The 23139-nt window shown below is 58.2% G+C and carries 15 protein-coding genes and 1 tRNA gene; 6 read left to right on the top strand and 10 right to left on the bottom strand.

What is annotated here, in order from left to right; genetic code table 11:
- Positions 1 to 132 precede the first annotated feature (132 nt).
- The 3 genes from V476_RS05215 to bglX form a co-directional block, all read right to left on the bottom strand.
- Positions 133 to 1467, bottom strand: coding sequence for a sigma-54-dependent transcriptional regulator (locus V476_RS05215; RefSeq protein WP_003395903.1), 1335 nt, complete (start codon positions 1465 to 1467; stop codon positions 133 to 135).
- A gap of 6 nt (positions 1468 to 1473) precedes the next feature.
- Entirely contained in the window at positions 1474 to 3231 is a 1758-nt protein-coding gene (locus tag V476_RS05210) for an ATP-binding protein (RefSeq protein ID WP_003425219.1), read from the bottom strand.
- Positions 3232 to 3300: 69 nt separating this feature from the next.
- Entirely contained in the window at positions 3301 to 5598 is a 2298-nt protein-coding gene (bglX, locus tag V476_RS05205; protein ID WP_003395900.1) for a beta-glucosidase BglX, read from the bottom strand.
- Between the two features lie 336 nt (positions 5599 to 5934).
- Here bglX and V476_RS05200 point away from each other — a divergent pair, with 336 nt between their 5' ends.
- A complete protein-coding gene (locus V476_RS05200; RefSeq protein WP_044312284.1) occupies positions 5935 to 6612 on the top strand; it encodes a TPM domain-containing protein in 678 nt (225 codons plus the stop codon).
- 25 nt (positions 6613 to 6637) lie between these two features.
- Entirely contained in the window at positions 6638 to 7255 is a 618-nt protein-coding gene (locus V476_RS05195) for a TPM domain-containing protein (RefSeq protein WP_003395896.1), read from the top strand.
- Between the two features lie 57 nt (positions 7256 to 7312).
- Here the strand turns inward: V476_RS05195 and V476_RS05190 are convergent, their stop codons facing one another.
- Both V476_RS05190 and V476_RS05185 read right to left on the bottom strand, forming a co-directional pair.
- Positions 7313 to 8329, bottom strand: a complete 1017-nt coding sequence (locus V476_RS05190; RefSeq protein ID WP_024960566.1) for an alpha-xenorhabdolysin family binary toxin subunit B — start codon at positions 8327 to 8329, stop codon at positions 7313 to 7315.
- Positions 8326 to 9549, bottom strand: a complete 1224-nt coding sequence (locus V476_RS05185; protein WP_024960567.1) for an alpha-xenorhabdolysin family binary toxin subunit A — start codon at positions 9547 to 9549, stop codon at positions 8326 to 8328. The genes V476_RS05190 and V476_RS05185 overlap by 4 nt, the downstream gene beginning before the upstream one ends.
- A gap of 296 nt (positions 9550 to 9845) precedes the next feature.
- Here V476_RS05185 and V476_RS05180 point away from each other — a divergent pair, with 296 nt between their 5' ends.
- The 4 genes from V476_RS05180 to V476_RS05165 all read left to right on the top strand — a co-directional run bounded on the left by V476_RS05180 (position 9846) and on the right by V476_RS05165 (position 17240).
- Complete coding sequence (locus tag V476_RS05180) at positions 9846 to 11066, top strand: class I SAM-dependent methyltransferase (RefSeq protein ID WP_024960568.1); 1221 nt, start codon at positions 9846 to 9848, stop codon at positions 11064 to 11066.
- 151 nt (positions 11067 to 11217) lie between these two features.
- Positions 11218 to 12366 carry an L-threonine dehydrogenase gene (yiaY, locus tag V476_RS05175; protein ID WP_010424090.1) on the top strand — a complete coding sequence of 383 codons (1149 nt, stop codon included), beginning with the start codon at positions 11218 to 11220 and terminating at the stop codon, positions 12364 to 12366.
- 233 nt (positions 12367 to 12599) lie between these two features.
- Positions 12600 to 13862 (top strand): pectate lyase family protein, encoded by a 1263-nt coding sequence (locus tag V476_RS05170; RefSeq protein ID WP_024960569.1) that lies wholly within the window; start codon positions 12600 to 12602, stop codon positions 13860 to 13862.
- 114 nt (positions 13863 to 13976) lie between these two features.
- A complete protein-coding gene (locus tag V476_RS05165; RefSeq protein WP_024960570.1) occupies positions 13977 to 17240 on the top strand; it encodes a DEAD/DEAH box helicase in 3264 nt (1087 codons plus the stop codon).
- Positions 17241 to 17513: 273 nt separating this feature from the next.
- Here V476_RS05165 and V476_RS05155 read toward each other — a convergent pair.
- The 5 genes from V476_RS05155 to V476_RS05135 all read right to left on the bottom strand — a co-directional run bounded on the left by V476_RS05155 (position 17514) and on the right by V476_RS05135 (position 23095).
- Positions 17514 to 17587, bottom strand: a tRNA-Gly gene (locus V476_RS05155).
- A gap of 158 nt (positions 17588 to 17745) precedes the next feature.
- Positions 17746 to 18627 (bottom strand): alpha/beta fold hydrolase, encoded by an 882-nt coding sequence (locus V476_RS05150; protein WP_004416378.1) that lies wholly within the window; start codon positions 18625 to 18627, stop codon positions 17746 to 17748.
- A 126-nt stretch (positions 18628 to 18753) separates the two neighbouring features.
- On the bottom strand, positions 18754 to 19446 hold the full coding sequence (locus V476_RS05145; protein ID WP_024664802.1) for a pseudouridine synthase: 693 nt from the start codon (positions 19444 to 19446) through the stop codon (positions 18754 to 18756).
- A 35-nt stretch (positions 19447 to 19481) separates the two neighbouring features.
- Complete coding sequence (locus V476_RS05140; protein WP_024648702.1) at positions 19482 to 19718, bottom strand: cysteine-rich CWC family protein; 237 nt, start codon at positions 19716 to 19718, stop codon at positions 19482 to 19484.
- A 41-nt stretch (positions 19719 to 19759) separates the two neighbouring features.
- The gene (locus V476_RS05135) at positions 19760 to 23095 is read right to left on the bottom strand and encodes a dermonecrotic toxin domain-containing protein (RefSeq protein WP_024960572.1); all 3336 of its coding nucleotides are present in this window, start codon (positions 23093 to 23095) and stop codon (positions 19760 to 19762) included.
- Between the last annotated feature and the right edge of the window lie 44 nt (positions 23096 to 23139).

Raw genomic sequence — 23139 nt, 5'->3', positions numbered from 1 at the left:
GCCATGATGTCATTATGCCTCGCAAGTATCCAGCCATCACGACCTCATATAGCCGTGAACAGTATGCAGACCCGGCGCTGCGGGAAATGTTCGGTTATCGCCGGAACAAGCTGTACGGAATGTGCGCAGCCCTCATTCGAGGAACGTTTCACGTACCAGAGCATGGCGCTGCATCTTCTCGTTCAGCGTCCGCCGCGGCAGTTGCAACTCATTGAGCACCGCCTTGATGTCGCCTTTATGACGGGCCAGCGAAGCGCGCAGGCATTGTGCTTCGAAGGCTTCCTGACGCGCCGCCAGCGAGTGCCCTGCCGATTGGGTATCAGATTGCGGCAGGGCGTGCTCCAGACCCAAAGCCTGCCGTTCGGCGGCGTTGGCCAGCTCGCGCACGTTGCCTGGCCAGTCATGGCCCAGCAGGCGGCTCAGATGAGCTGCGTCCAGCGCGGGCGGTTCCCTGCCCACGCGTTCGGCGGCGGCGCGGGCGAAGTGGCTGAACAGTTGCGCGATGTCTTCAAGGCGCTCGCGCAGCGGCGGCAAGCGTAGCTCGGCAACGTTGAGGCGGTAGGCCAGATCTTCGCGGAAGCGCCCGGCACGCGCCTCTTCGAGAAGATCAGGCTTGGTCGCGGCAATGATTCGCAGATCGACGTCGATACTCTGATTCGAGCCCAGCCGCTCAAGGCGCTTGTCCTGCAGAACGCGCAGCAGCTTGACCTGTTGCGCCATCGGCATGCTCTCGATTTCATCGAGGAACACCGTGCCGCCGTCGGCATACTCCAGGCGACCGATGCGCTTGCCCTGCGCACCGGTGAAGGCGCCGCTTTCGTGGCCGAACAGCTCGGCTTCGAACAGGTGTTCCGGGATGGCCGCGCAGTTGAGTGCAACAAAAGGTCTGGCGGCGCGCGGACCGAAATCGTGCAGGCAGCGCGCCACCAGTTCCTTGCCGCTGCCGGTTTCCCCGCGAATGATCACGTTGACCGGCAGTTGCGCCAGTTCCAGCACCTGGCGGCGCAGTGTCTGCATGCCGGGTGATACGCCGAGCAGCGTGGCGTCCAGCCGGGTTCTGGCATCGGCCTGCTCGTGCAGGCGGCGGTTTTCCAGCACCAGTTGGCGTTTCTCGAGGGCGCGCCGCAGGTTGCTGATCAAGGTTTCCGGGCTGAACGGTTTTTCCAGAAAGTCATAGGCCCCCTCGCGCATCGCCTCCACGGCCATCGGCACATCGCCATGGCCAGTCAGGAGGATGACCGGCAGGTCGCGGTCTGCGCCTTGCAACCGGGTCAGCAGCTCCAGGCCGCTCATGCCTGGCATGCGCACATCGGTCAGCACAACCCCGGGGAAGTGCTCAGGCAGGTGGGCCAGGCACTCTTCGGCGCGGGCGAAGACTTGCACCTCGAACCCCGACAGCGTCAGCCATTGTTCGACGGCTTGCCGGATGGGCGCCTCGTCGTCTACCACGATGACCGAATTCAACATGCCGGGTCAGGCCTCCAGAAAGTCGTTGGGCAAGCTGAACCAGAACTCGGCACCGTCCGCATGGTTTTGCGCCGTCAGTTGTCCGCCCAGTTCATGAATGATGGCGTACGACACAGCCAGGCCAAGGCCCAGGCCGTCGCCTACCGGTTTGGTGGTGAAGAACGGATCGAAAATGCTGGGCAGATTTTCCGCGGCGATCCCGCTTCCGTTGTCCCTGACGCTGAGCCGCCAATAGTTGTCGACGGCGTCGATACGCACTTCAAGATGCCTGGAGCGGCACTCGCGCATGGCGTCCAGTGCATTGCGCAGCAGGTTTATCATTACCTGTTCCAGGCGGATGGCGTCGCCGCGCACCCATGCCGGGCGAGCCAGATGAAGGACGCAGTCGACGTGTTCCTCGCGCAGGCGCGGGTCAAGCAACAGCAAAGCCTGATCGACAACCGTGGCCAGGTCCAGCCTCTCGCGCAGGCCGCTGGGGCTCTTGCGCGCGAAGGTCTTCAGGTGGCTGGTCAAGGCGGCCATGCGTGTCAGTTGCTGATCGACGGGAACCAGCGCTTTGCAGGCTTCATCGATGCGGCCCTGATCGAGCAGCAGTCGCAGGGTCGCCAGTTGCATGCGCTGGGCGGTTAGCGGCTGGTTGATTTCGTGGGCCAGTGCTGCCGACATCTGCCCCAGCGCCGCCAGTTTGGCCGACTGCACCAGACCGTCCTGCGCGGTTTGCAGATCACGCGTGCGCGCTTGCACCAGGCGCTCAAGTTCATCCCGGTTGCGCTCCCTCAATCGCGCCAGTCGCCAGCGCTGATAGAGAAACAGGCTCAGAAATACCAGCGCCAGCCAGATGCCTGCGGCGGCCAGTCCTGCATTGCGAACGTCCTCACTGGAGGGGGGCGGCTTGCGCAACAGGTGCAGGGTCCAGTTTTCGTCGGTAAGGGGCAGCGACTGCCAGAGATAATCCGTGGTGCCGTACGGGCCGTCGACACGGCTCAAATGGCTGTTTTCGCTGAAGCTGTCGATGACCCGGCTGCGCAGCGGTGACAATACCTGCTTGTCGTACTGGCGGGTGCGCAACAGGGTGGCACGGTCTTCCATCGAGATCGGCAGCAGCTCGCGATAACGCCAGCCTGGTTGATTGGCGATAAATACGATGCCTTTCTCATCGCTGACCAGCAGCAGGTCCTCACCCTGATCCCATTCCTGCTCAAGGCTGGGGAACTCCAGTTTGACGACCATTGCCCCCATGAACCCACCGGTATCGTTCAAGACCGCGCTGGACAGAAAGTACCCCGGAATTCCGGTGGTCACACCGACCGCATAAAAGCGCCCGGTGCCCTTGGCGCGGGTTTGCAGGAAGTAGGGTCGAAAAGCGTAGTTGTGGCCGACATAGCTATTGGGCGTACGCCAGTTGCTCGCGCCAATCGCCAGACCATGCCGGTCGAGCAACTCCAGCGTCGACGAATGAGCCGCGCTGTTGATTTTTTCCAGCTTGAGGTTGAGTGCGTTCTGCACCTCACCGGTTACCGGGCCGCTCAGCGCGGCACGAATTTCCGGGTCCAGCGCCAGCACGGAGGGCAGGGCGCGATAGCGCTCGATCAGGGTGTGCAGGGTATTGGCATACAGTGCCAGCTGTCCTTCGGCACGCGCGGCGTCTTCCGACATTGCGTGACGCTGCGCCTGACGCATCGCTAGCCCGGCGCACAGGGCTGCACCGGCCAGAATCAGCAGCACGTACAGGGTAATGCGCCAGTAGCGATGCTTGAGCGTCATGTCGCAGCCTGATTGAACCCTGCTGGCGCGTTCCCGAGCGAATGCTCACGAACGCGCCACGCGCAGGGTTTACAACAGATTGAAGGTCGCTTCTTTCACTGCTTGCGAGTCCAGGCCGATCATGACCTTGAATTCGCCAGGTTCTGCCACGTGCTTGAGCTCGGTGTTGTAGAACTTCAGGTCGTCTTCACTGAGGGTGAAGGTCACGACTTTTTCTTCTCCGGGCTCGAGCATCACTTTTTCGAAGTTTTTCAGTTCTTTTACCGGACGGCTGATCGACGCCGCTACGTCATGCAGGTACAACTGCACAACAGTTGCACCGGCAACCTTGCCGGTATTTTTCACGGTCACGCTGGCAGTCAGCTTGCCTTTGCGAGTCATGTTGGCGTCCGACAACGTGATGTCCGAGACGTCGAACTGGGTGTAGCTCAGACCATAACCGAACGGGTACAGCGGGCCATTGGGCTCCTCGAAATAGTGCGAGGTGTAGTTGCCTGGCTTGCCTTCGTGATACGGACGGCCGGTGTTCAGGTGCGCATAGTAGACCGGCAGTTGACCGATCGAGCGAGGAAACGTCATGGCTAGCTTGCCCGACGGGTTGTAGTCGCCGAACAGCACATCAGCCACTGCGTTGCCGCCTTCGGTGCCCGGGAACCAGGTTTCGAGCATGGCGTCGGCCTGTTCCTGTTCGTCGACCAGAACCAGCGGGCGACCGTTCATCAGTACCAGCACCAGTGGTTTGCCAGTGGCCTTGAGCGCCTTGATCAGGTCGCGCTGTTTGCCCGGAATGTTCAGGCTGCTGCGGCTGGCCGATTCATGCGACATGCCACGCGACTCGCCGACCACGGCAACGATCACATCGGCCTGCTCGGCGACCTTGACCGCTTCGTCGATCATTTCCTGGGCCGGACGCGGGTCGATCTCTACTTCCTTCTCGATGAAGTTCAGGTAGTTGAGGACGTGTTCGTTGTCACTGACGTTGGCACCGCGTGCGTAAACCAGCTTGGCCTTGTCGCCGACCGCGTTGGCCAGCCCTTCATACACCGTCACCGACTGGTTGGGACGACCCGCTGCCGACCAGCTGCCGAGCATGTCGAGGTGACTTTGCGCCAGTCCGCCGATCACTGCGATGGTGCCTTGCTTCTTCAGTGGCAGTGTCTCGTTCTGGTTTTTCAGCAGCACCAGCGTCTTGCGCGCCACATCTCGAGCTTCGGCACGGTGCAGGCGGTCATCGGAATAGGTGTCGGCCGGATCTTCGGCAGCGACACCGATGCGACCGTAAGGCGAGGCGAACAGGCCCATGTCGTACTTGGCACCCAGCACTTCACGCACGGCGCTGTCGATTTCCTTCATGGAAACCTCGCCGTCTTTCACCAGACCGGGCAACTGCTCGCCATAGGCCGCGTCGTTCATGCTCAGGTCGACGCCCGCCTTGATCGCCAGCTTGGCGGCCTCGCGGAAATCCTTGGCCACGCCGTGGTCGATCAGTTCCTTGAGCGCGCCGTGGTCGCTGATGGTCACGCCCTTGAAGCCCCAGTCCTTGCGCAACAGGTCCTGCATCAACCATTTGTTGGAGGTCGACGGGACACCGTTGATCGAGTTGAGCGCGACCATGATGCCGCCGGCGCCGGCATCGATGCCGGCCTTGTAGGGCGGCAGGTAGTCCTGGTACATGCGCGTCATGCTCATGTCCACGGTGTTGTAGTCGCGTCCGCCTTCTACCGCGCCATACAGGGCGAAGTGTTTGACGGCGGCCATGATGCTGTCGTTGGCTGCGACGTTCTTGCCCTGGAAGGACCTGACCATCACATCGGAAATGCGTGACACCAGGTAGGTGTCTTCACCGAACCCTTCGGAACTGCGGCCCCAGCGAGGGTCGCGGGAAATATCCACCATGGGGGCGAAGGTCATGTCGATACTGTCGGCACTGGCTTCTTTGGCCGAGACCCGGCCCATCAGTGCGATGGCGTCCATGTCCCAGCTGGCGGCCATGCCCAGACTGATCGGGAAAATCGTGCGATGGCCGTGAACCACGTCATAGGCAAAGAACATCGGAATTTTCAGACGGCTCTTGGCGACTGCGGCTTCCTGCAGCGGACGATTTTCCGAACGGGTAATGGAGTTGAACGTGCCGCCGATTCTTCCGGCGGCAATTTCCTTGAGAATTTGCGGCTGTGGCATTTCCGAACTGATACTGATGAGTCGTAACTGACCGATCTTTTCGTCCAGAGTCATTTGTTTCATGAGTTTGCCGATGAAGGCATTCTTGGCCTGAAGCGTTGTATTGTCGGTGGCGGCAGCGTTCTGGGCCATCACCGACTGACTGGCCATACCGACCAGCAAACCTAATAAACACAGCTTATTCATGAATGATTTCTCAAGGCTTTTGTCAGTAACTCGCGTTTAATGTCCGACAGCCAGTTTTTGGGTTATGGACCTTTGGCGTTATGGTTCGCACGGGACGCAAGGATAGTTGCCATCCGCTTCACTGTACGAAGTCTCCCCAAGGTGTGTACGAAAATGGCGGTTTGATTGATTTTTGTACAGACCCTGTTCGATCAAATAATGACCGCATCAGGTGTTGGCGATGGATTATGCCGGGGAACTTGTGTTTTGGCTAAGGCGCGTCGTTTCAATGGATTCAAAAAAACACCGGAGGTCTGGATTTTGAAGTCTGTTTCACAGTGGTTGTTGTACGTGGTGATGCTGTTGGGAGGGGTATTGCGTGCCGAGGCAGAGCCATCAGCGCTGGTTTTTCCGCCGATGACCGGCAGTGTGGTGGACGCCGCACAAATGCTCGACAGCCAGACTACGGTTCGTCTGGCCAGACTTCTGAGCGCCCATGAAAAGGCCACCGGGGAGCGGGTGGTGGTCGTAACCCTCGCTGATCTGCAGGGCACGAGCATCGAAGAGTTCGGCTCTCGACTCGGTGACGCCTGGGGCCTGGGGCTGCACGGCAAGGATGACAGTGTTCTGCTGGTGGTCTATCGCGACAAGCGCAAGGTGTTCATGGAGGTCGGCGATGTGCTGAAGGATCGTCTCAATGACGCCCAGGCCTCTCTGATCATCGACATGCTGATGACCCCCGAGTTTGACGACAACCGGTTTGCCGTCGGTATAGAGCGCGGTACGCGCGCGGTTATCGCGGCATTGGGCGGGCAGATACCCGATTATCCTGAACCGAAAAGACAGATGTCCGAAGTTGACGAGCAGACCAATGACGACCAGGTCTGGCTGATCGGAATCGTGTTGACCCTCATCGTGCTGGGGATTGTAATCATCAGTGTCAGACGCGGCGGCGCCACCCGGCCTGCCCGTGAAAGAGCCGCTGATCGCAGTGGCGGACGTTTCGGCGGCGGCGGTGCTTCAGGCAACTGGTAGTTGATTGATTCGGAATGAGGGAACCATGGCTTTACTGAACAAAGACGAACAGCGGCAGGTTGCCGAAGCGATTGACCGCGTCGAGCAGCGCACTGACGCCGAGCTGGTCACGGTGCTGGCCGCTCGTGCTGACGACTATGCCTACATGCCGCTGATCTGGGCCGGGCTGATCGGTCTGTTGCTGCCGGGCACGATCAATTACTGCCTTCAATGGCTGAGCGCGGACGAGTTGATGCTGGCGCAGATGAGCACGTTCATTATTGTGGCGCTGGTGTGCCACCTGTCGAAGGTCTCAGCGTTGCTGGTGCCGCTTTCGGTGCGGCGCTGGCGGGCCGGCAACCTCGCGCGTCGACAGTTCCTCGAACAGAACCTGCACAAGACCCATGACGGCACCGGCATTCTGGTGTTTATCAGCGAGGCCGAGCGTTATGTCGAAATTCTGGTCGATCATGGCATCGCCAGTCGTCTGCACGACGACACCTGGAAAGCGATGGTCGACGTGTTCACTCAACAGGTTCGAGACGGGCAGATTCTGCAGGGATTTCTGGGGTGTATTCACGCCTGCGGTGAGTTGCTTGCCGATCACGTTCCGGTAACCCACGGCAGAAATGAGCTGCCCAATCGGCTGGTGGTGCTGGGGTAAGGCCAAAAGGCAGGCGTCGAGTTCAACGACACCTGCCTTTCTTGAAACCCGTGCGGGTCAGACGATACGCTTTACGTTGTAAAACGATTTTATGTAAGTCTGCAGGTGTTCGACCTGCTGGCTGATCGACGTCGAAGTATCAGTTGGCGACGTTATCTGATCCAGAAAATGGTAGAGCGATTGATAAACCTTTTTCGCCTCTTGTACCCAAAGCGTTTTGCTCTGAGCAACGCCGGCGAGCGCTGTCAACTCGTCGAGTTTTTCTCGGGTTGCCTGTGCTTCCCGGAGAGCCGTGCGGGAATCGTCAAGCAGAGCGTTATAGCGAGACCTCAGTCTGTCGCGTTCTTCAATGAGGTCAAGGTAGTTCAGGGCGCTGCTGACCTTGTCGAGCAGTTTTCCGAGTCTGGCAATCCCGGCGTTGATCAACGCGAGTTCCGGAGAGGTCATGGTGACCAGCTTGAGTTCCTCTGGAGTAGGCAGCATTTCCTTGAACTGATCGGCAATGTTGTACTTTTCAAATGTCTTGATCGTTGTGTCAAGCAGGCGCCGGTCTGCTGCGATTAACGCCATTGCGCTTTCCTGCGTGGCTGAGCGTTGGGTCATGCTGTCGATCTGTTGCTGAAGTGTTTCCAGCAAACGGTTGCTTTCCAGCGTCAGGTTTATCTGCGCCACATCATCGCTGTGTGCGGCAATGGCTTGAGCGCTGCGGCGCACGACGTCTGTGAGATTCGATACCTGCCGAATGCGCTGCCCGTTCAGCAGGCTGATCGCTTGTTGTTTCTGTGTGTCGCTGAGCCTTGCGTCGGCTTCAATCAGTTGTTGTTTCTGATCGATCGGCTTCAGGTCTATGTTATTCAACTGTACGGTGACAGTGGCCAGTTCCTGGCCATAGACCTTGTCTGCACTCATCAATGCGGCCTGAAGCGGCAGCATTTTTTCTTTCATGACCGGCAAAAAGTCCAGCTTCAGCGCGGTCACTTGCGCAAGAATATTCTGACGGGCTGTTTCCATGACTTCATTGTCAGGGGGGGTGAGGATTAACAGCTGATCCAGGCGTTCAGTGCTCATGGTTATCGTCCTATGCCAATGGCGGGTTGCTGTTCGCGTTTAAACTGGTCCAGCGCGCTATCAAATATCTTTAATAGCTCAGTCGTTTTACCTTTTATTTTCAGCCACGGCATGACGACGCCTTGAAACTGCATGGCGAAAATCAGCAGTGCCTGATCGTCTTTGATGGCCGCCAGTTCATGTGCGGAACGTTCTATGTACGTGGCTAACAGTAACCAGAGGTCTTTCAGGTGGGTGACGCCTTTGTGAGCGTCCAACATACGAATATACATATCATCAAACATGAGTTGCAGGCTGCGCACGGCGCCTGTCAAAGGAACTTTTTCCTTGAGCAGTTGAACTTTCTGAGCCTTTGAAGCAACCATTCGATTTTTTTCTTTTCGGATCTTTTCCGCTTTGGCGCCAAAAATACCTCCTGTGATAGCGACCCCGATGGGGCCGCCGAAACCACCCCAGGCAATATTATTCAGTGTGGTTTTATACTCCTTGTTTTTCTGCTCGATGTCCGTCGTCAGTTGTTCGATATCTTTTTCCAGCTCCTTGATTTGCTGGTCCAGGTCTGAGCGCGCAGCCAGTTTCACTTTGTCGTTGATGCCGGGAATGAGCGTGACGCTTAGTACGGAGCTGAACGTATCGATGTGTTGCTCCAGTGTTTCGGCAGCGTGCTGATGGTTTTTTATTTGTGACGCCGTTTTCTTCAGAAATTCAGCCAGCGTGCTACAGACCCTTTGATCGTTTTTTTCCAAGGGTACCGGAGGTGTGTTGCGGACCTCTTCAATGATCAAATCGGCAACAGTCAGATCCAGCTGTCTGGCAAAATCCATCTTTTCAATGCGGTCGATGATCTGCTGACCCTGTACCGAGAACTGCGCGGCAAACAGGTCAATATTGAACCCGGTACGCTTGATGCCATCCTCGATCCCCGACCAGCTTTTGCCGTGACTGTTAATGGCCTTGTAGGTCTGGAGCATGTCTTCAGGCTCAAGCCCGGGAATGCCACTTTTGGTAAAACCCAATTGCTGTTCGACGCGCGAAAGTGACGTGGGAATATTAAGGGCGTGTCGTTCGTAGCGTTTCAGACTAAGAATGTCTTCCTTGGTCAGAACAAGGCCGGCGCTACGGCCACCACTTTTTTCATCATCAAAGATAACGTTCAGGTATTCGACGGGTTTCAAGGTAACCCGTGCGATGTCTTCGTTTTCCAAAAGTGCTGCTGGAGTCAACATAATGCACGTTCCTTGTGCGAGTTATTTCAGTAGAGCAAAAAGCTCTAGAGGGTTGGTCTGATTATCTATAATCAGCCAAACCGACTATAAAGATGTTTTTATGCCGCGCAAGTAGCGGTTCATCGTTTTTGGCAAGGATTACTTTACCGTTTATGTGCGTTTCTTCAGGGGATGTAGGCACGTGCGAACAGTGTGTGTAGTCCCTGAAAAATAGGGGTGCCCATGACGCGCTGACACGCCTAAAATACAGGCCTGATTTTTCGAGTCCCGGACGGGACGCTTGAGGCACATTTTCAATGTCAGTCATTACCTCCACGTCACCCATCGCTGCGACCGATCATCTCGCGCAGTTCCTCGGCCTGCTGGAGACCAGCCTGTCGCAGAACTCGCTGATCAAGCTGGTCCTGGCCAAATACGTGGGCAGCGAGGCTGATCTGCAGCGGATCATCATCAAGCCGCTGACCGTCAAGGAACAACCGTGCCTGAGCTTCGTGTATCGCTACAAGACTCGCGACATCACCAAGAATTTTTCGCTTGCTGAAGCGGTGACTGTCATTGCCAGCCTGATACCGGCGTCCTTCAAGAACGCGCACCTTTTGTCGCTGACCGACGAGGTGCAGCTGGAGTTCAGCAAGAAGGGCAAGACGACGCTGTTCAAAAGCAAGGCTCAGCAGGAGCGCCAGGCTCCTTCGGCCGGGCATGACCGCGAGAAGAAACGCTACCTGGAGCTTACCCGGCCATTCCTGACTGACTTGGGTGTGACCAATCGCCAGCATGAGCTGATTCCGGCCATGTCGCGCAAATGGAAGCAGATCAACAAGTTCATCGAAGTGTTTTCCCATGCACTGAGCTCATCGCCGCTCAAGCTCGATCAGCCGATCAAGGTTGCGGACTTCGGCTCAGGCAAGGGTTATCTGACCTTCGCCATCCACGACTACCTGTGCAACACCTTGCAGGCGCAAGGGCAGGTGACCGGTGTCGAACTGCGCGAAGACATGGTCAGTTTGTGCAACGAGGCGGCGGCGAAGCTCGATCATCCGGGGCTGACCTTTGCGCAGGGTGACGTGCGTACGGTGGCGCCCAGCGCGCTGGACGTGATGATCGCGCTGCACGCCTGTGATATCGCGACAGACTACGCCATTCATATGGGCATTCGCTCCGGCGCCTCGATCATCATGTGCTCGCCGTGCTGCCACAAACAGATCCGCTTGCAGATCCAGAGCCCGACGCTGTTGAAGCCGATGCTGCAATACGGTCTGCACATGGGCCAGCAGGCAGAAATGGTCACCGACAGCCTGCGCGCGCTGTTGCTGGAGGCATGCGGTTACGAGACCAAAGTGTTCGAGTTCATTTCGCTGGAGCACACCAACAAAAACAAGATGATCCTCGCGGTCAAGCGTACTGAGCCGGTCGATCCGGCTCAGTTGCTGGCGCGTATTCAGGAGCTCAAGACGTTCTACGGCCTTAGCGAGCATTGCCTGGAAACGCTCCTCAAGAGCGACGGTTTTATCGGCTGAAAATAGCCGTTCTGTGCGCAGTGGCCGAAGAGTCTGCGACCAACGGTCTGGCGTTTGACTGCTTTGTTGCGCTGGGTCAATGGTTGTACCTCGCGCCAGGCGGATGCTTGGTTTATCACCCAAGCATCCGCGCTACCCACGAGGGTCCGTCATGATCAGCACTTTTTTCATCCCCGCCGTGAACATCATCGGCACTGGCTGCATTGACGAAGCCATGCTCGCCATACGCAAATACGGATTTCGCAAGGCGCTGATCGTCACGGATGCGGGGCTCGCCAAGGCTGGAGTAGCCAGTCAGGTCGCCGGGCTGCTGGTGGAGCAGGGCATCGACTCGGTGGTGTACGACGGTGCCCGCCCCAACCCGACCATCGCCAATGTCGAGAACGGTCTTGCCTTGTTGCAGGAGCGCCAGTGCGATTTCGTCATATCGCTTGGCGGCGGCTCGCCCCACGACTGTGCGAAAGGTATTGCCCTGTGCGCCAGCAACGGAGGGCACATCAGTGACTATGAGGGCGTCGACCGTTCGGCTAAACCGCAGTTGCCGCTGATCGCCATCAATACCACCGCCGGAACCGCGAGTGAGATGACCCGCTTCTGCATCATCACCGATGAAGCGCGGCACGTAAAAATGGCGATCATCGACCGCAACGTCACACCGCTGCTGTCCGTGAATGATCCCGACATGATGGTCGCCATGCCCAGGTCGCTGACTGCCGCCACTGGCATGGATGCCTTGACTCACGCAATCGAAGCCTATGTCTCCACGGCTGCCAACCCGATCACCGATGCCTGCGCGTTGCAGGCCATGGCGCTGATCGCCAACAATTTGCGTGACGCATTCAACAACGGGGCAAACATCACCGCCCGCGAGAACATGGCCTATGCCCAGTTTCTGGCCGGCATGGCGTTCAATAACGCGTCACTGGGCTATGTGCATGCCATGGCGCACCAGTTGGGCGGCTTTTATGATTTGCCCCACGGTGTCTGCAACGCCGTACTGCTGCCCCATGTGCAGCGCTTCAACGCCAGCGTCAGCGCTGCTCGCCTGACCGACGTTGCGCACGCCATGGGCAGCAATATCCGTGGGCTGTCTCCAGAAGAAGGCGCGCAGGCCGCCATCGACGCCATTCATGCATTGTCGGCTGCCGTGGAAATCCCGGCAGGTCTTGCTGCGCTGGGCGTCAAGGAGGAAGACTTCCCACTGTTGGCCACCAATGCCCTGAAAGATGCCTGTGGCCTGACCAATCCGCGTCCTGCCGATCTTGAGCAGATTCAGGACATATTTCGCCAGGCACTTTAATCATTCCTGCACAACAGGCCCGCCGTGGACGTGCTTTGGCCGTAAACCCTTGAAGATCATGAGTGTTGTGGACGCGGGATTGACAGCGTCAGGATGGAGCGGGTGTTTTCGTGAGCCAGGGTGCCTGAACAGAGGCTGACCAGCACCATGGAACCGGAGCAGACCATGCCGCAGTCCGTTTAGCATCCAGATTGTCCTCGCGAATCCCGCGAGCATGACGGGAAGCTCAACCGATGACGCCCCTGCAATCTCTTTTGCAAAGCGGCTATCTGAAGATCGCCGCCACTCTGGTTCTGCTCTTTTCAGGCGCGCAATGCGTGCGGGCAGCAGACATTCCTGACGGTTTCGCCAAGGATGTGACCGGCGGAGGCTCCGCGGCTGCCGTGCATCCCTCCACGCTGGATGAACTTCGCTCAGCACTCTGTGCGTCGCATGACTCGCACGGTGCCTGCACCGATGACACACCGCGAGTGATTGTCCTGGACCACACGTTCGACTTCCGCGCGAGCGTGATTGCCAACGGCAATACCACAACCACCGAGCCTGGCTGCGTAGTGAAACCGTGCCCGCAAGGTGGTGAGCAACTTGCACTGAATGGCGCCAACAACTTCTGCCAATCAAGGCCACGTGTCATGGTGACCTACGACAACGCGGGGCTGAAACCACTGAAAGTCGGCTCCAACAAGACATTGATCGGGCTCGGCGACAAGGCAGGCATTCAGGGCGCCGGGCTGTTCATTGGCGACGGCGCGCATAACGTGATCGTTCGCAACCTGACGCTTTCGGATATCAATCCACGTGTCGTATGGGGCGGCGATGCGCTGACCCTGAACAATGCTGATGGCGTGTGGATCGATCACAACACATTTGCGCGGATCGGCAGACAGATGATTGTTACGGGCTGGGGCACTGCGTCACACGTCACCATTTCCAGCAATGAGTTCGACGGCCGAACGCCTTACTCGTCTACCTGCGATGGCCATCATTACTGGGTATGGCTGTTCCTCGGCAGTCAGGACACGCTGACGCTGTCGAGAAACTATGTACACGATACCTCTGGCAGAGCACCCCATTCAGGTGGCATGAACAATGCGCAGGTTCGTGCCCAACTGGTCAACAACGTTTTCCAGCGCATGACCTATCAAGGCGCAATCATGTCGCGTACCTCATCGTCACAGCTGCTGGTCGAGGGAAACGACTTCGAGAACGTGGCTCATCCGCTGTATAACGATGTGGACCAGCCAGGCACGGCGTTCGCCTTGTTCGATCCGGTTTCAAAAGCCGCCAATGATGCGTGTATGAGCGCGATAGGCAGAACCTGTGTCGTGAATCAGCAGCGCAGCAGTGGCGAGGACTATCGCCCTCGGGATGCCTCTGCCCTGGAGGCGTTCAGGGAGTATCGGCAGTATCTGGTGATGCCCGTTTCGGCGCAGGAAGCCAAGGCGCGGGTGCCGGGAGAGGCGGGGGTGGGGAAAGTCAGTGCCGGTCTACTGTAATGACTTCGATGTTTGAGTTGCATTCACCGGTACCCAATCGTTTTACTATCACGCAACACCGCGCCTTGTAACACCTAAAAAGGCCCGATCAGTGAGTCAGGGGAAGTCATTTTGATGGATCAAGAAAGCATCGTCCGGTACTGGCATGCGGTCGAGTTGTTGCAACCACAATCAGCACCCAAGCTGAAAAAACGCGCTAATCGATACGAAGCGTTTATCCATGACACGTCAATTCAGCGCCCGCTGCTTCCGTGGACCCCGGAAAGTATCGTCAGTCAACAGGAGCTGCCCAAGAAGCGCATATGGAGCCACACGCTCTATGCTCATCTTTACGACAGTCGTCTCGTTGCCGAGAAGCTCGATGCGATGTACGGCGCCGATCAAGGCTATCAGGAGCCCAGGTTTCGCGAGTCAGCCGTGTTTGCGGCAAAATTCACGATGGCGGGCCGACTGGTCGATGACAGTCTCGTGCTTTCAAGCGAAGCGTGGTTTCTAGGGCGGGTATTGACCGGCAAGGACTGGACCAGAGGGTTCGAGACCGACCAAAAGACCGTCAGGGAGCGCGCCAACGCCCTGTTCGAAGGTGAGGTATCAAGCGCAGACTTGCGCGAACTGACTCACTGGACCCTCCAGTTCCTGGGGCTGGGGGACTTTTTTGGTGAGATGGACCACCATCATTTTCGCTTTCGCTCACAACCCGTCAAGCCCGACAAGCCCGAGTCGGAAGACGATCCACTGAACAGCTTTTTGCTGGACGATCTTGCCGATGTCGCCGATGCGATCTCCAGAGGGGTGAAAAGCGAACCACTGGACCAGTACCTGCGCTATCACGATCCCGAGCTTCGCCTGCATATGGATGATAAGCGTGCATCGTTGCCACTGATGGGGCGACTGATGCCGGATGCCTACGCCAGTAGTTGTTGGCCCACCGAGCACCATTTGGGCCTGGTGCATTCCCAGCAGCTGGCGGTCAACACAATCCAGTCCACCCTTGCCGATGGTCAAGGATTGCTTGGCGTCAACGGCCCACCTGGAACGGGCAAGACGACGCTGTTGCGCGACCTTATTGCAGCGATTATCACCAGCCGCGCCGATGCGTTCGCCAAGCTACGCCGCGCTTCCGATGCATTCTTAAGCGACGGGCGCGAAGCCGCTAACGACGGTGGTAAGCAGCAATATGGTTTCAAGCTCAACCCGGCACTGTATGGCTTCGAAATCGTGGTCGCTTCATCCAACAACGGTGCCGTGGAAAATGTGACACTGGAACTGCCGCAGCGAGACAAGATTGATGAAAGTTGGCTGCCAGAAGCAGAGTATTTCGCGGAGCTGGGGGAACTTGTCTCGGATAAGCCTGCGTGGGGACTGATTTCCGGTGCATTGGGGAGTAAGGCGCGTCGCAACAAATTCGTAGATCGTTACTTCTATGGTCAGCGCCCGTTTGGCAGCGAAGACAAGGCTGCGGCGCAGGTAGAAGACGAGACGGAGGTCGACCCTGACGAAGAAGTCGACAACATCGTGGAAGCACTCTTTTCGGCCTCCTCTGCCGAGATGGAAGACGCTGACGACAGCGAGAGCCAGAGCGAAGATGCTCCACCCGAGGAAGAGAAGGGCCCGAAGGGATTTTGGGGGTGGCTCAATGTGAGTGCCGAGGTGAATGCGGTCCGTTCACCAGAGCAACGTCAAGCGTTGTGGCAGCAAGCAGTCTCTGACTACGAGGCGGTCAAGGCGCAAGAACGCAAAGCATGCCGTGACGCCAGTCGGATTCGTGAGTTGATCCTGGCCATCCTCGAGGCCAGGAAGAAGATTGCCGAAGACTCCGAAAAACTCAGGTCATTCGAACAGTCGCTGATTGAGGTAGCCAATGAACTCTCGCGCCTGGATAACGAGGAAGGTGGTCCCGCCAATACGGCACTGAAGAAGTGTCTTGACGCGCTTGGGATGCTCCCACCCAGACCCGGTTTCTGGTCAAATGTATTCAGTCTGGGAAATGCTCGACGCGACTGGAATGCCGCTCGGGCACTGCTGGAAAGCCGACGTGACGTTGCCAAGGCCGAGTTCGCGCGGATCACACGCCTTACTCAACAACTCGATATCGATAAGGTCCAGGCGGAAAGAAAAATCACTGACGCGCGCCGAGTGCTTCAGGGATCGCAGCAGCAGGACCAAGCGCTTACGCGCGATGCCTGGGAACTGGCAACCACTCATCAGGCTGACCATCTGCTTGCTTGGTTAAAAGACAACGCTATCGGGGATGGGGATGCCATTGAACTGGCCGAACCCTGGCGCATTGAAGGCTGGCGGAAGGCACGTGCGCGGGTTTTCATCCAGGCACTGAAGCTCCACCAGACGTTCTTCGAGCTTGAGGCGTCAAGACTGCGTTCCAATTTATTCATGATCAATAGTCTGCTGACCGGTTCGCGTTTCCAAGGGTTGTCGCGCGATGCAATCCGTTCGGCGTGGGCTTCTTTGTTCATGGTCGTTCCGGTGTTGAGCAGCACCTTCGCATCATTCGCCCGTTCGTTTGGCTCGCTGGGTGCCAGTGAGATTGGCTGGTTACTCGTGGATGAGGCCGGTCAGGCCGCTCCGCAACAGGCAGTCGGCGCACTGTGGCGGTCCCGACGCGCGTTGCTGGTGGGGGACCCGCTGCAACTCAAGCCCATCGTTACCGTATCCGATGCGGTGCTGGAGCACATGCGTACACGTTACGGGGTTGATGCGCACTGGATTCCCAATCAAAAATCCGCACAGGTGCTGGCTGACGAAGCCACTCCTTGGGGACGCATGGCCGGGCCCGCCGGCGGCAAGACGTGGGTAGGATTGCCACTGGTCGTGCATCGCCGCTGCGACAAGCCTATGTATGCACTCGCCAACCGTATCGCCTACGACGGAGCAATGGTGTATGGAACGATTGCACCGCGCGCCGACAAAGAAACCCTCGCCAGTCTGCCGACAGGGTGGATACATGTCAGTGGGTCTTCCGAAGGAAATTGGGTGCCTGCGGAAGGCCAGGTCTTGCGCGACCTGCTCAAGCGGCTGCATGGCGATGGCGTAGAGGCGAAAGATATTTCGGTCATCACGCCTTTCAAGGCTGTGCAGCAAAACCTCAAGCGCATACTCCGAGGCAAGCTAGTGTCGGGCACGATCCACACGATGCAAGGCAAGGAAGCATCGATCGTCATCGTCGTATTGGGCGGCAACACTGCCGGAGCGGGTGCTCGCAACTGGGCTGTTTCAGAACCTAACCTGCTGAACGTGGCTGCGACGCGTGCCAAGCGACGTCTCTATGTGATTGGCGACAGAAACGACTGGAAGCACCGGCAGTTGTTCTGTGACGTCATGGATCTGCTACCGCTTCAGGATATTCAAGCACACCAGTAATGGGCTTTACGCATGAATGCCACCGCTCCACTGTGTGCACTGCTGCAGCGTTCGCTGAGCGGAGATCAGTGGTTCGGGTGGATGTGTGAATTTGTCTTGACCCGATTGAACGCGATAGCGAGCCGGGACAGTGATGAGAAGGACGTAGATTCCGCTCGAACGGCGGGGGAGATTTTCGCTGCGTCACGTCGCAGGAGCCCCTTGCAGGAGGACTACTTGACTGTCTCGCTGTCTCTCAATGGATTTCAGTAAATCGATGGGGCAGGAAAAATATGGAGCGGGTAGAGGGAATCGAACCCTCAACTAAAGCTTGGGAAGCTTTCGTTTTACCACTAAACTATACCCGCTCTGATAGCTGCTCTGAGCGGCTGACTTTGTACCAGAACCCTGCCCTGATTTGAAGCGCTAATTTCACTGCGCAGCGCTTTGCCTCCTGATACTCACCCTGAAAACCAACCGCCAGATGACGATGCTCCGTAACTGACGGCGGCTTCGTGTGTGGTTTTCAGAAGGTCAGGGACGGGTAGTCCTGAACCCGGTTATGGACGTCGCGTGACACCTGTGCCGGTTGCAGGAAATTCATCAGTACCTGTTTCGAGTCGCGGCAGGCGGCCTTGTGTTCCATGTCCAGGAAGTGGCCGGTGGCGTCGATGGTGCTGAAGCTGCAGTCGCGAAGGTATCTGGAGAAGTGGGCGGCGTCGTGCGCGCAGGTGTATTCGTCCAGGGCTCCGTTGATGAACAGTATGGGGACGGTGATGTTCTTGCCTGCGGTCAGGTAATTGTCCGGGTCGAGCTCCAGGACCTGGCTGAAGTGGTAATGCATCTGGTCATATTCGTGAGCATCCAGGCTGCTGATATGACGGAAATTGAAGCGTTTGAACAACGTAGGCAGATGCTTGCCGACGGTGTTGTTGATCAGGTGGCCCATGTCATAACGGTTATGCGCGCCCAGGTGCGTGATGCCGTGACACAGGTAGTCATGCATCTTCTCGTTGATCACTGGGGAGAACGAGCTGATCACTGCGCTTTCGATGCGTTTCGGCCGATGCGCCAAAGCAACCAGCGTGGCCGCGCCGCCCCACGAGAACGACAGCACGTGCTCGGCGTTGAAGTGATCGATCAGTTCCAGCAGCAACTGGCCTTCTTCTTCCCGGGTCAGTGGCGCGCCATGCAGGTTGTGCGGTTTGGATTTGCCTGAATAGGGCTGGTCGTAAAGCACCACGTTGAAGGTCGGGTAGAGGTTGCGGACGGTCTGGGTAAATGAAGCGGTGGTGGCCAATGAGCCGTTGACCAGAATGATGGTCTTGGCGGCGGCATCGGTGCGATAGAGTTCGGTATAAACCCGAAACTGTCCTTGTATGTCGAGCACTGCTTTTTCTGGCGACATAGGTTTCACTCCTGGCGTAGACAGGTATGCGTGCCTATGACATTGCCCGCGTTTCGTGACAGACATGCGATAGTCGATCAACGGCCTGTGCCGATCCGACCAGCGTCTGCCAGGAGGCCATGACGTTCAAAACAGGCCGATTTCTCCGGCGTTCAGCGCGCGATAGCTGCCGGGGCGCAGGTCGGGGTCCAGCGCCAGCGCGCCGATCGTTTCCCGATGCAGGCGCAACACTTTATTGTCGAAGTGGCCGAACATTCGTTTCACCTGATGATAGCGGCCTTCGACAATGCTCAGGCGCGCACTTTGCGGCCCCAACAAGGTCAATTGCGCCGGTTGTGTGGTGAGGTTTTCGAATGCGAAATACAGGCCTTCGGCAAACTTCGCGGCGTAGCGTTCGTCGATCGGTTGCTCGGTCTCGACGTAATACACCTTGGGCATTTTGGTCTGTGGCTGAGTCAGGCGCCGCGACCATTGACCATCGTTGGTTATCAGCATCAGGCCGGTGGTGTTGAAGTCCAGCCGTCCGGCGATGTGCAGTTCGTGCTTGTCAGGCTCGTCCAGCAAATCGAGCACGGTTGGATGCTGCGCATCGCTCGTCGCGCTGACGCAGCCTTCAGGTTTGTGCAGCATGAAGTAGCGGGGGACTTTGCCTGCCTGGAGGATCTCTTCGTCGAGCGCCACACAACTGAATTCGCGTACTTCGTGGTGCGGGTCGCGGGTTGCCTGGCCGTCTACCTGCACGCGTCCGCTGGCCAGTGCCAGGCGCACTTGCTGACGATTGAAGCGTGGCAGGTTGCTGAGGAAACGATCAAGGCGCATGGCGATAACGGCGAGCGGAGGAAGGGGCGCGCATCTTACTCTGTGGCCCGGCGTGCCTGGGGACCTGGCGCGGCATCCTCGATCCCGGCGCAGCGCGGGCACAGACAGGCCTTGTCGCGAAGGTTATCCGGCAGGGCTGCCAGCAATGCCGGGTCGATGCTTTGCGAAAAGCACCAGCAGGGCCGGTCCACGGTGCGCGGATCGGCCAGGCTGCATTGGTTGCTGAAGCCGCACAAGGGGCACAGCGCGGTGTCAGGGGAGGCCGTTGTCATGTCGAGAGTAAGCGCCGTGCTGGATGATCGGGATGTCCGTTTCAGGCCATATTAGCAATCACCGAGCTCGCTGTCGGGGCATGATAGACGGGTGAGCGGTTCATCAGCGCCGATATCGCCGCACACCGGCAGTGCACGAGCAATATTCTGTCGTAATGGATGCCTTGCATGGACAGGCTTTCGAACAGGTCGGCCAACGATGGTGGGGGCATGCCGAAGCGGTTGCGCACTGTCAGAACATCCATCGGCGTCGGCGGCAACCAGCCGCGCAAGGGCGACGCCCGCGAGTTGCCCACCACGCTTGCGATCTCGTCATAGCTCTCGCTGGTCGTCGTCTGAAACTTGGACAGGCTGTAGTTCTTCAGTCTGCCGGGCAGCGAAGTGCCTGCTATCAGCTTGTCGGTGAGAAGTAGAGGTTCAAGCGGCGTGGGCTGCATCACGCTATGCACCGCCGTATTGGAAAGTGCGAATGGCCGGGCGTTCTTGTTGACGACCCGATGCAGCTTCGGGTCCACCAGTTCGTAGCCATGCGGCGCGTAGGTGCGAATCTCGGTGCCATTGGGGATCTTCACCGTCCGGGACCACGGTGTGTAGTACCCATGGCTGCTGACCACCAGAGTGCGCGCCTGACCCCTGTCGGACGTCCATAAAAGGAACCTTTTACCCAGCTTCCAGGCATGGACCTGCAACAGGTTTGACGAGACGGCAGTGCTGACTGTCCAGCGTTTGAGCAGGGCGTCGGTGTGAAAGAATTTCTCCAGCCGGGTCTGGCGCGGGGTGACAAATTGTCTGCGCAACGGCCGGGTGCCGAACGCCCGGTCGAGCGTAATCGCTACGGTTTGGGAACTGCTCACGGCAGGTTTTACGATTCGGCTCAGTGAGCGCAGCATCCTTGGCGTGTGCGGAGCCAGTTGCAGCAAGCCCAGCGTTAGCGTGGCCAGCAGCGCCTGGTTTTTCTCTGCGTAACGGCTGCCTGGCAGATGCGTTGCGGCAATGGCCAGCGAGGTGATGCCAATCTCCGTGCCCAGGGAGGCAACGAGCGCAGGTGTCAGCAACAAGGACATCGGCACCAGCAGCCGCTGTAATTGCTGAAGCCGGTCGGTCCAGTCCGCCAGTGTTACCTGCGTTGATGTGACGATCTGATCTTCTGCGTCATCCAGCGCGTTCTGCTTGAGCAGTCGGTGCAGAAAAGCGAATGGCGTGTCTTCCAGCCTTTTCTCACACAGCGAGTGGTTCATGGCCTGGCGTGTGTCAGGGTTGTACAGCGCATCGATCCAGGGGCGAAGGATGGAAACGGGCGGGTTGGGCGCCTGTGTCCCGCCCCATAATTTGAGCAGGTAGTCCAGGCGCTGGTGATGACGGCGCGGAACATAACGCATGACCGTCTCACGCCACTCCGGACTGGCCGTTGCCCGGCTCAGGTGCAGCTTCAGCGCCGTGTCGTCTGCAAACTCGATGAACGCATCGGCATGGCCCGCCTGATAAAGCACGTTCGGTGAGCCCGGCTGCTCAAGTACCAGCAGGCCGGTGTACTGCTCCTGCATGCCGTCGGTCAACGCGCCCTGAACGAAAAAACCGAGTGACCGCCATTGACCAGGTGCAGAGGGCGCAAGGGTGTCCACGAGCAGATCGAAGGTGCCGCGCGTGAGGCTGCCACGCTTCAGGCTGATCAGTGCCTGGTTGATGAAGGTGGTTCTGAATGCCTGTTGTATGGTGGTTCGCTGCTGATCCCAGAAGTCGTGGATGCGTTGAGTCATCCAGGTCAGAAAGTCGAAGGCTGTGATGTAGTCCTCGAGCGCCTGCGGGCTGATATCAAGCACCTGACCCTGCTCACTGTCGCCCTGCCCGGTGGGGTCGAAGAACACCACGGTGCTGCCGCCGTGATCAATGTAGCCAGCCGGATGATCGACTCGGTAATTGCTTATCAGCGCCTCGCTCAGGCTGATTGGCCTTGGGTCGGGCGTGTGAACATACGTAGGCGGCAACCGGGGGTTGCCCAGGGGGGTGCTCGAATAGCCGGGTCGATAAGCGATGAACACATGCTCGGGGTTGATCGTCAGCGTGTGGTTTTCCTGTAAATAGCTCGCCATGACTTTCCCGGCCATTTTCGACGCAACCGGGATCTGCTCCAGAATGCTTGGCTGTGTCTGCCACAGGTCTGCGGCACCTGCCAGCGCCAGGCCACGAGCGACGGGCCTGAGCAGGTCGAGCGTGCTGCGCGCGTGGCTGTCGGCAAGAAGCCCGGCGAACGAAGCCTGGGTCACTGCGGTGAACAGGTCGCCTTCGATCAGCGGCGCCTCGGCAACGATGCCGGCATGCTGCTCAAGCGAAAGAAATACCTGGCCGTAGAGCCCTGAGGCGTTCATGGCCGCCAACAGCCGCCTGCTCATCTGGCGTGGATCATCGCTGATGTATTCGATGACGTTACCCTTGGCACCCAGAATGTGAATGAAACAATGCGACGTGGTTTTCGAGCTGATCTGAAATATCTCCGGCACCTGTTTGCCATTCAGCATCAGGGCTCGGACTTCGGATTTTTCACCTCGTCCGCTCATGCTCAGCGTGTCGGTGGCGGCGGGAAACCGGTCCAGCCCCAGGGCGTCCAGCGCCAACCAATAACCGTCCCGACTGATGTGTCTGTGGTTGAGCTGCCGAGCCAGATTGTCAAGGAACGCCAGCCGCGACAAGGTGCGCCAGGTTGCCTCGTGCCGGGTCCTGAATGTCTGCAGTACGGCGTTGTAATTGCGTTTGAGCGGCAGCTCGCCAATCCGCTTGAACATCCGCGCGGTTGTCAGCGCAGGCGTGTCTTCGCACAGTGAAATATCGGCAAGGGTGCTACGCGACAGCGCCTGGAAGTGCGCAGGCTCGAAGCTGGCCAGCGCCACATCGGTCAGCGACAGGCTGACGCTGTAATGCTCGTGTCCATTGTCGTCCACGGCAGGTCGGTCATCGTTGCTGAACGTGATCTGCAGGGCGTCCGGGTCGAGTGCCTTGTCGCTCGTCTGCGTGAGCAGCGTGGTCAGTTGCTGGCGAACATAATCCTGTCGCGTCGGCGGAAAGTCCATGTCCAGTTGGCAGGCTTGGAGGAGTAACGTCGAGTCGGCAATCAGCCGGAAACCTGCGCTGTTACGCATGGCTCTGAGTTGGCGCTCGATGTGTGGCGCGGCGTCTTTCGGCTCGCTTTCTTCGGTCACCGCAGGCAACGGTGTTGGTTCGGGCACTGAAAAGCCGTCCGGCAGGATGAACGGCATTGATGCGTTCAGCGTGTCGTGTCTGCTACTGCTGTGCTCGGGACGCAGAACGCTGGTTTGCTCCAGCAATAAAGAGGACGGGTGAAACAGCGTGTCCTGGCGAAGCGGACTCCAGATGGGGGGCATGACGTGCAGTCGAAATGAATGAATGCCCATTATTTCGGGAAGCG

The sequence above is a fragment of the Pseudomonas syringae KCTC 12500 genome (assembly GCF_000507185.2).
Classification (GTDB): Bacteria; Pseudomonadota; Gammaproteobacteria; order Pseudomonadales; family Pseudomonadaceae; genus Aquipseudomonas; species Aquipseudomonas syringae.
This window is presented reverse-complemented; position numbering and strand designations above follow the sequence as displayed.

Excerpts from the sequence above, each read along its gene's own strand:
- V476_RS05215 (WP_003395903.1), bottom strand. The coding sequence starts at position 1,467 with ATGTTGAATTCGGTCATCGTGGTAGACGACGAGGCGCCCATCCGGCAA.
- V476_RS05210 (WP_003425219.1), bottom strand. The coding sequence starts at position 3,231 with ATGACGCTCAAGCATCGCTACTGGCGCATTACCCTGTACGTGCTGCTG.
- bglX (WP_003395900.1), bottom strand. The coding sequence starts at position 5,598 with ATGAATAAGCTGTGTTTATTAGGTTTGCTGGTCGGTATGGCCAGTCAG.
- V476_RS05200 (WP_044312284.1), top strand. The coding sequence starts at position 5,935 with ATGCTGTTGGGAGGGGTATTGCGTGCCGAGGCAGAGCCATCAGCGCTG.
- V476_RS05195 (WP_003395896.1), top strand. The coding sequence starts at position 6,638 with ATGGCTTTACTGAACAAAGACGAACAGCGGCAGGTTGCCGAAGCGATT.
- V476_RS05185 (WP_024960567.1), bottom strand. The coding sequence starts at position 9,549 with ATGTTGACTCCAGCAGCACTTTTGGAAAACGAAGACATCGCACGGGTT.
- V476_RS05180 (WP_024960568.1), top strand. The coding sequence starts at position 9,846 with ATGTCAGTCATTACCTCCACGTCACCCATCGCTGCGACCGATCATCTC.
- yiaY (WP_010424090.1), top strand. The coding sequence starts at position 11,218 with ATGATCAGCACTTTTTTCATCCCCGCCGTGAACATCATCGGCACTGGC.
- V476_RS05170 (WP_024960569.1), top strand. The coding sequence starts at position 12,600 with ATGACGCCCCTGCAATCTCTTTTGCAAAGCGGCTATCTGAAGATCGCC.
- V476_RS05165 (WP_024960570.1), top strand. The coding sequence starts at position 13,977 with ATGGATCAAGAAAGCATCGTCCGGTACTGGCATGCGGTCGAGTTGTTG.
- V476_RS05150 (WP_004416378.1), bottom strand. The coding sequence starts at position 18,627 with ATGTCGCCAGAAAAAGCAGTGCTCGACATACAAGGACAGTTTCGGGTT.
- V476_RS05145 (WP_024664802.1), bottom strand. The coding sequence starts at position 19,446 with ATGCGCCTTGATCGTTTCCTCAGCAACCTGCCACGCTTCAATCGTCAG.
- V476_RS05140 (WP_024648702.1), bottom strand. The coding sequence starts at position 19,718 with ATGACAACGGCCTCCCCTGACACCGCGCTGTGCCCCTTGTGCGGCTTC.
- V476_RS05135 (WP_024960572.1), bottom strand. The coding sequence starts at position 23,095 with ATGCCCCCCATCTGGAGTCCGCTTCGCCAGGACACGCTGTTTCACCCG.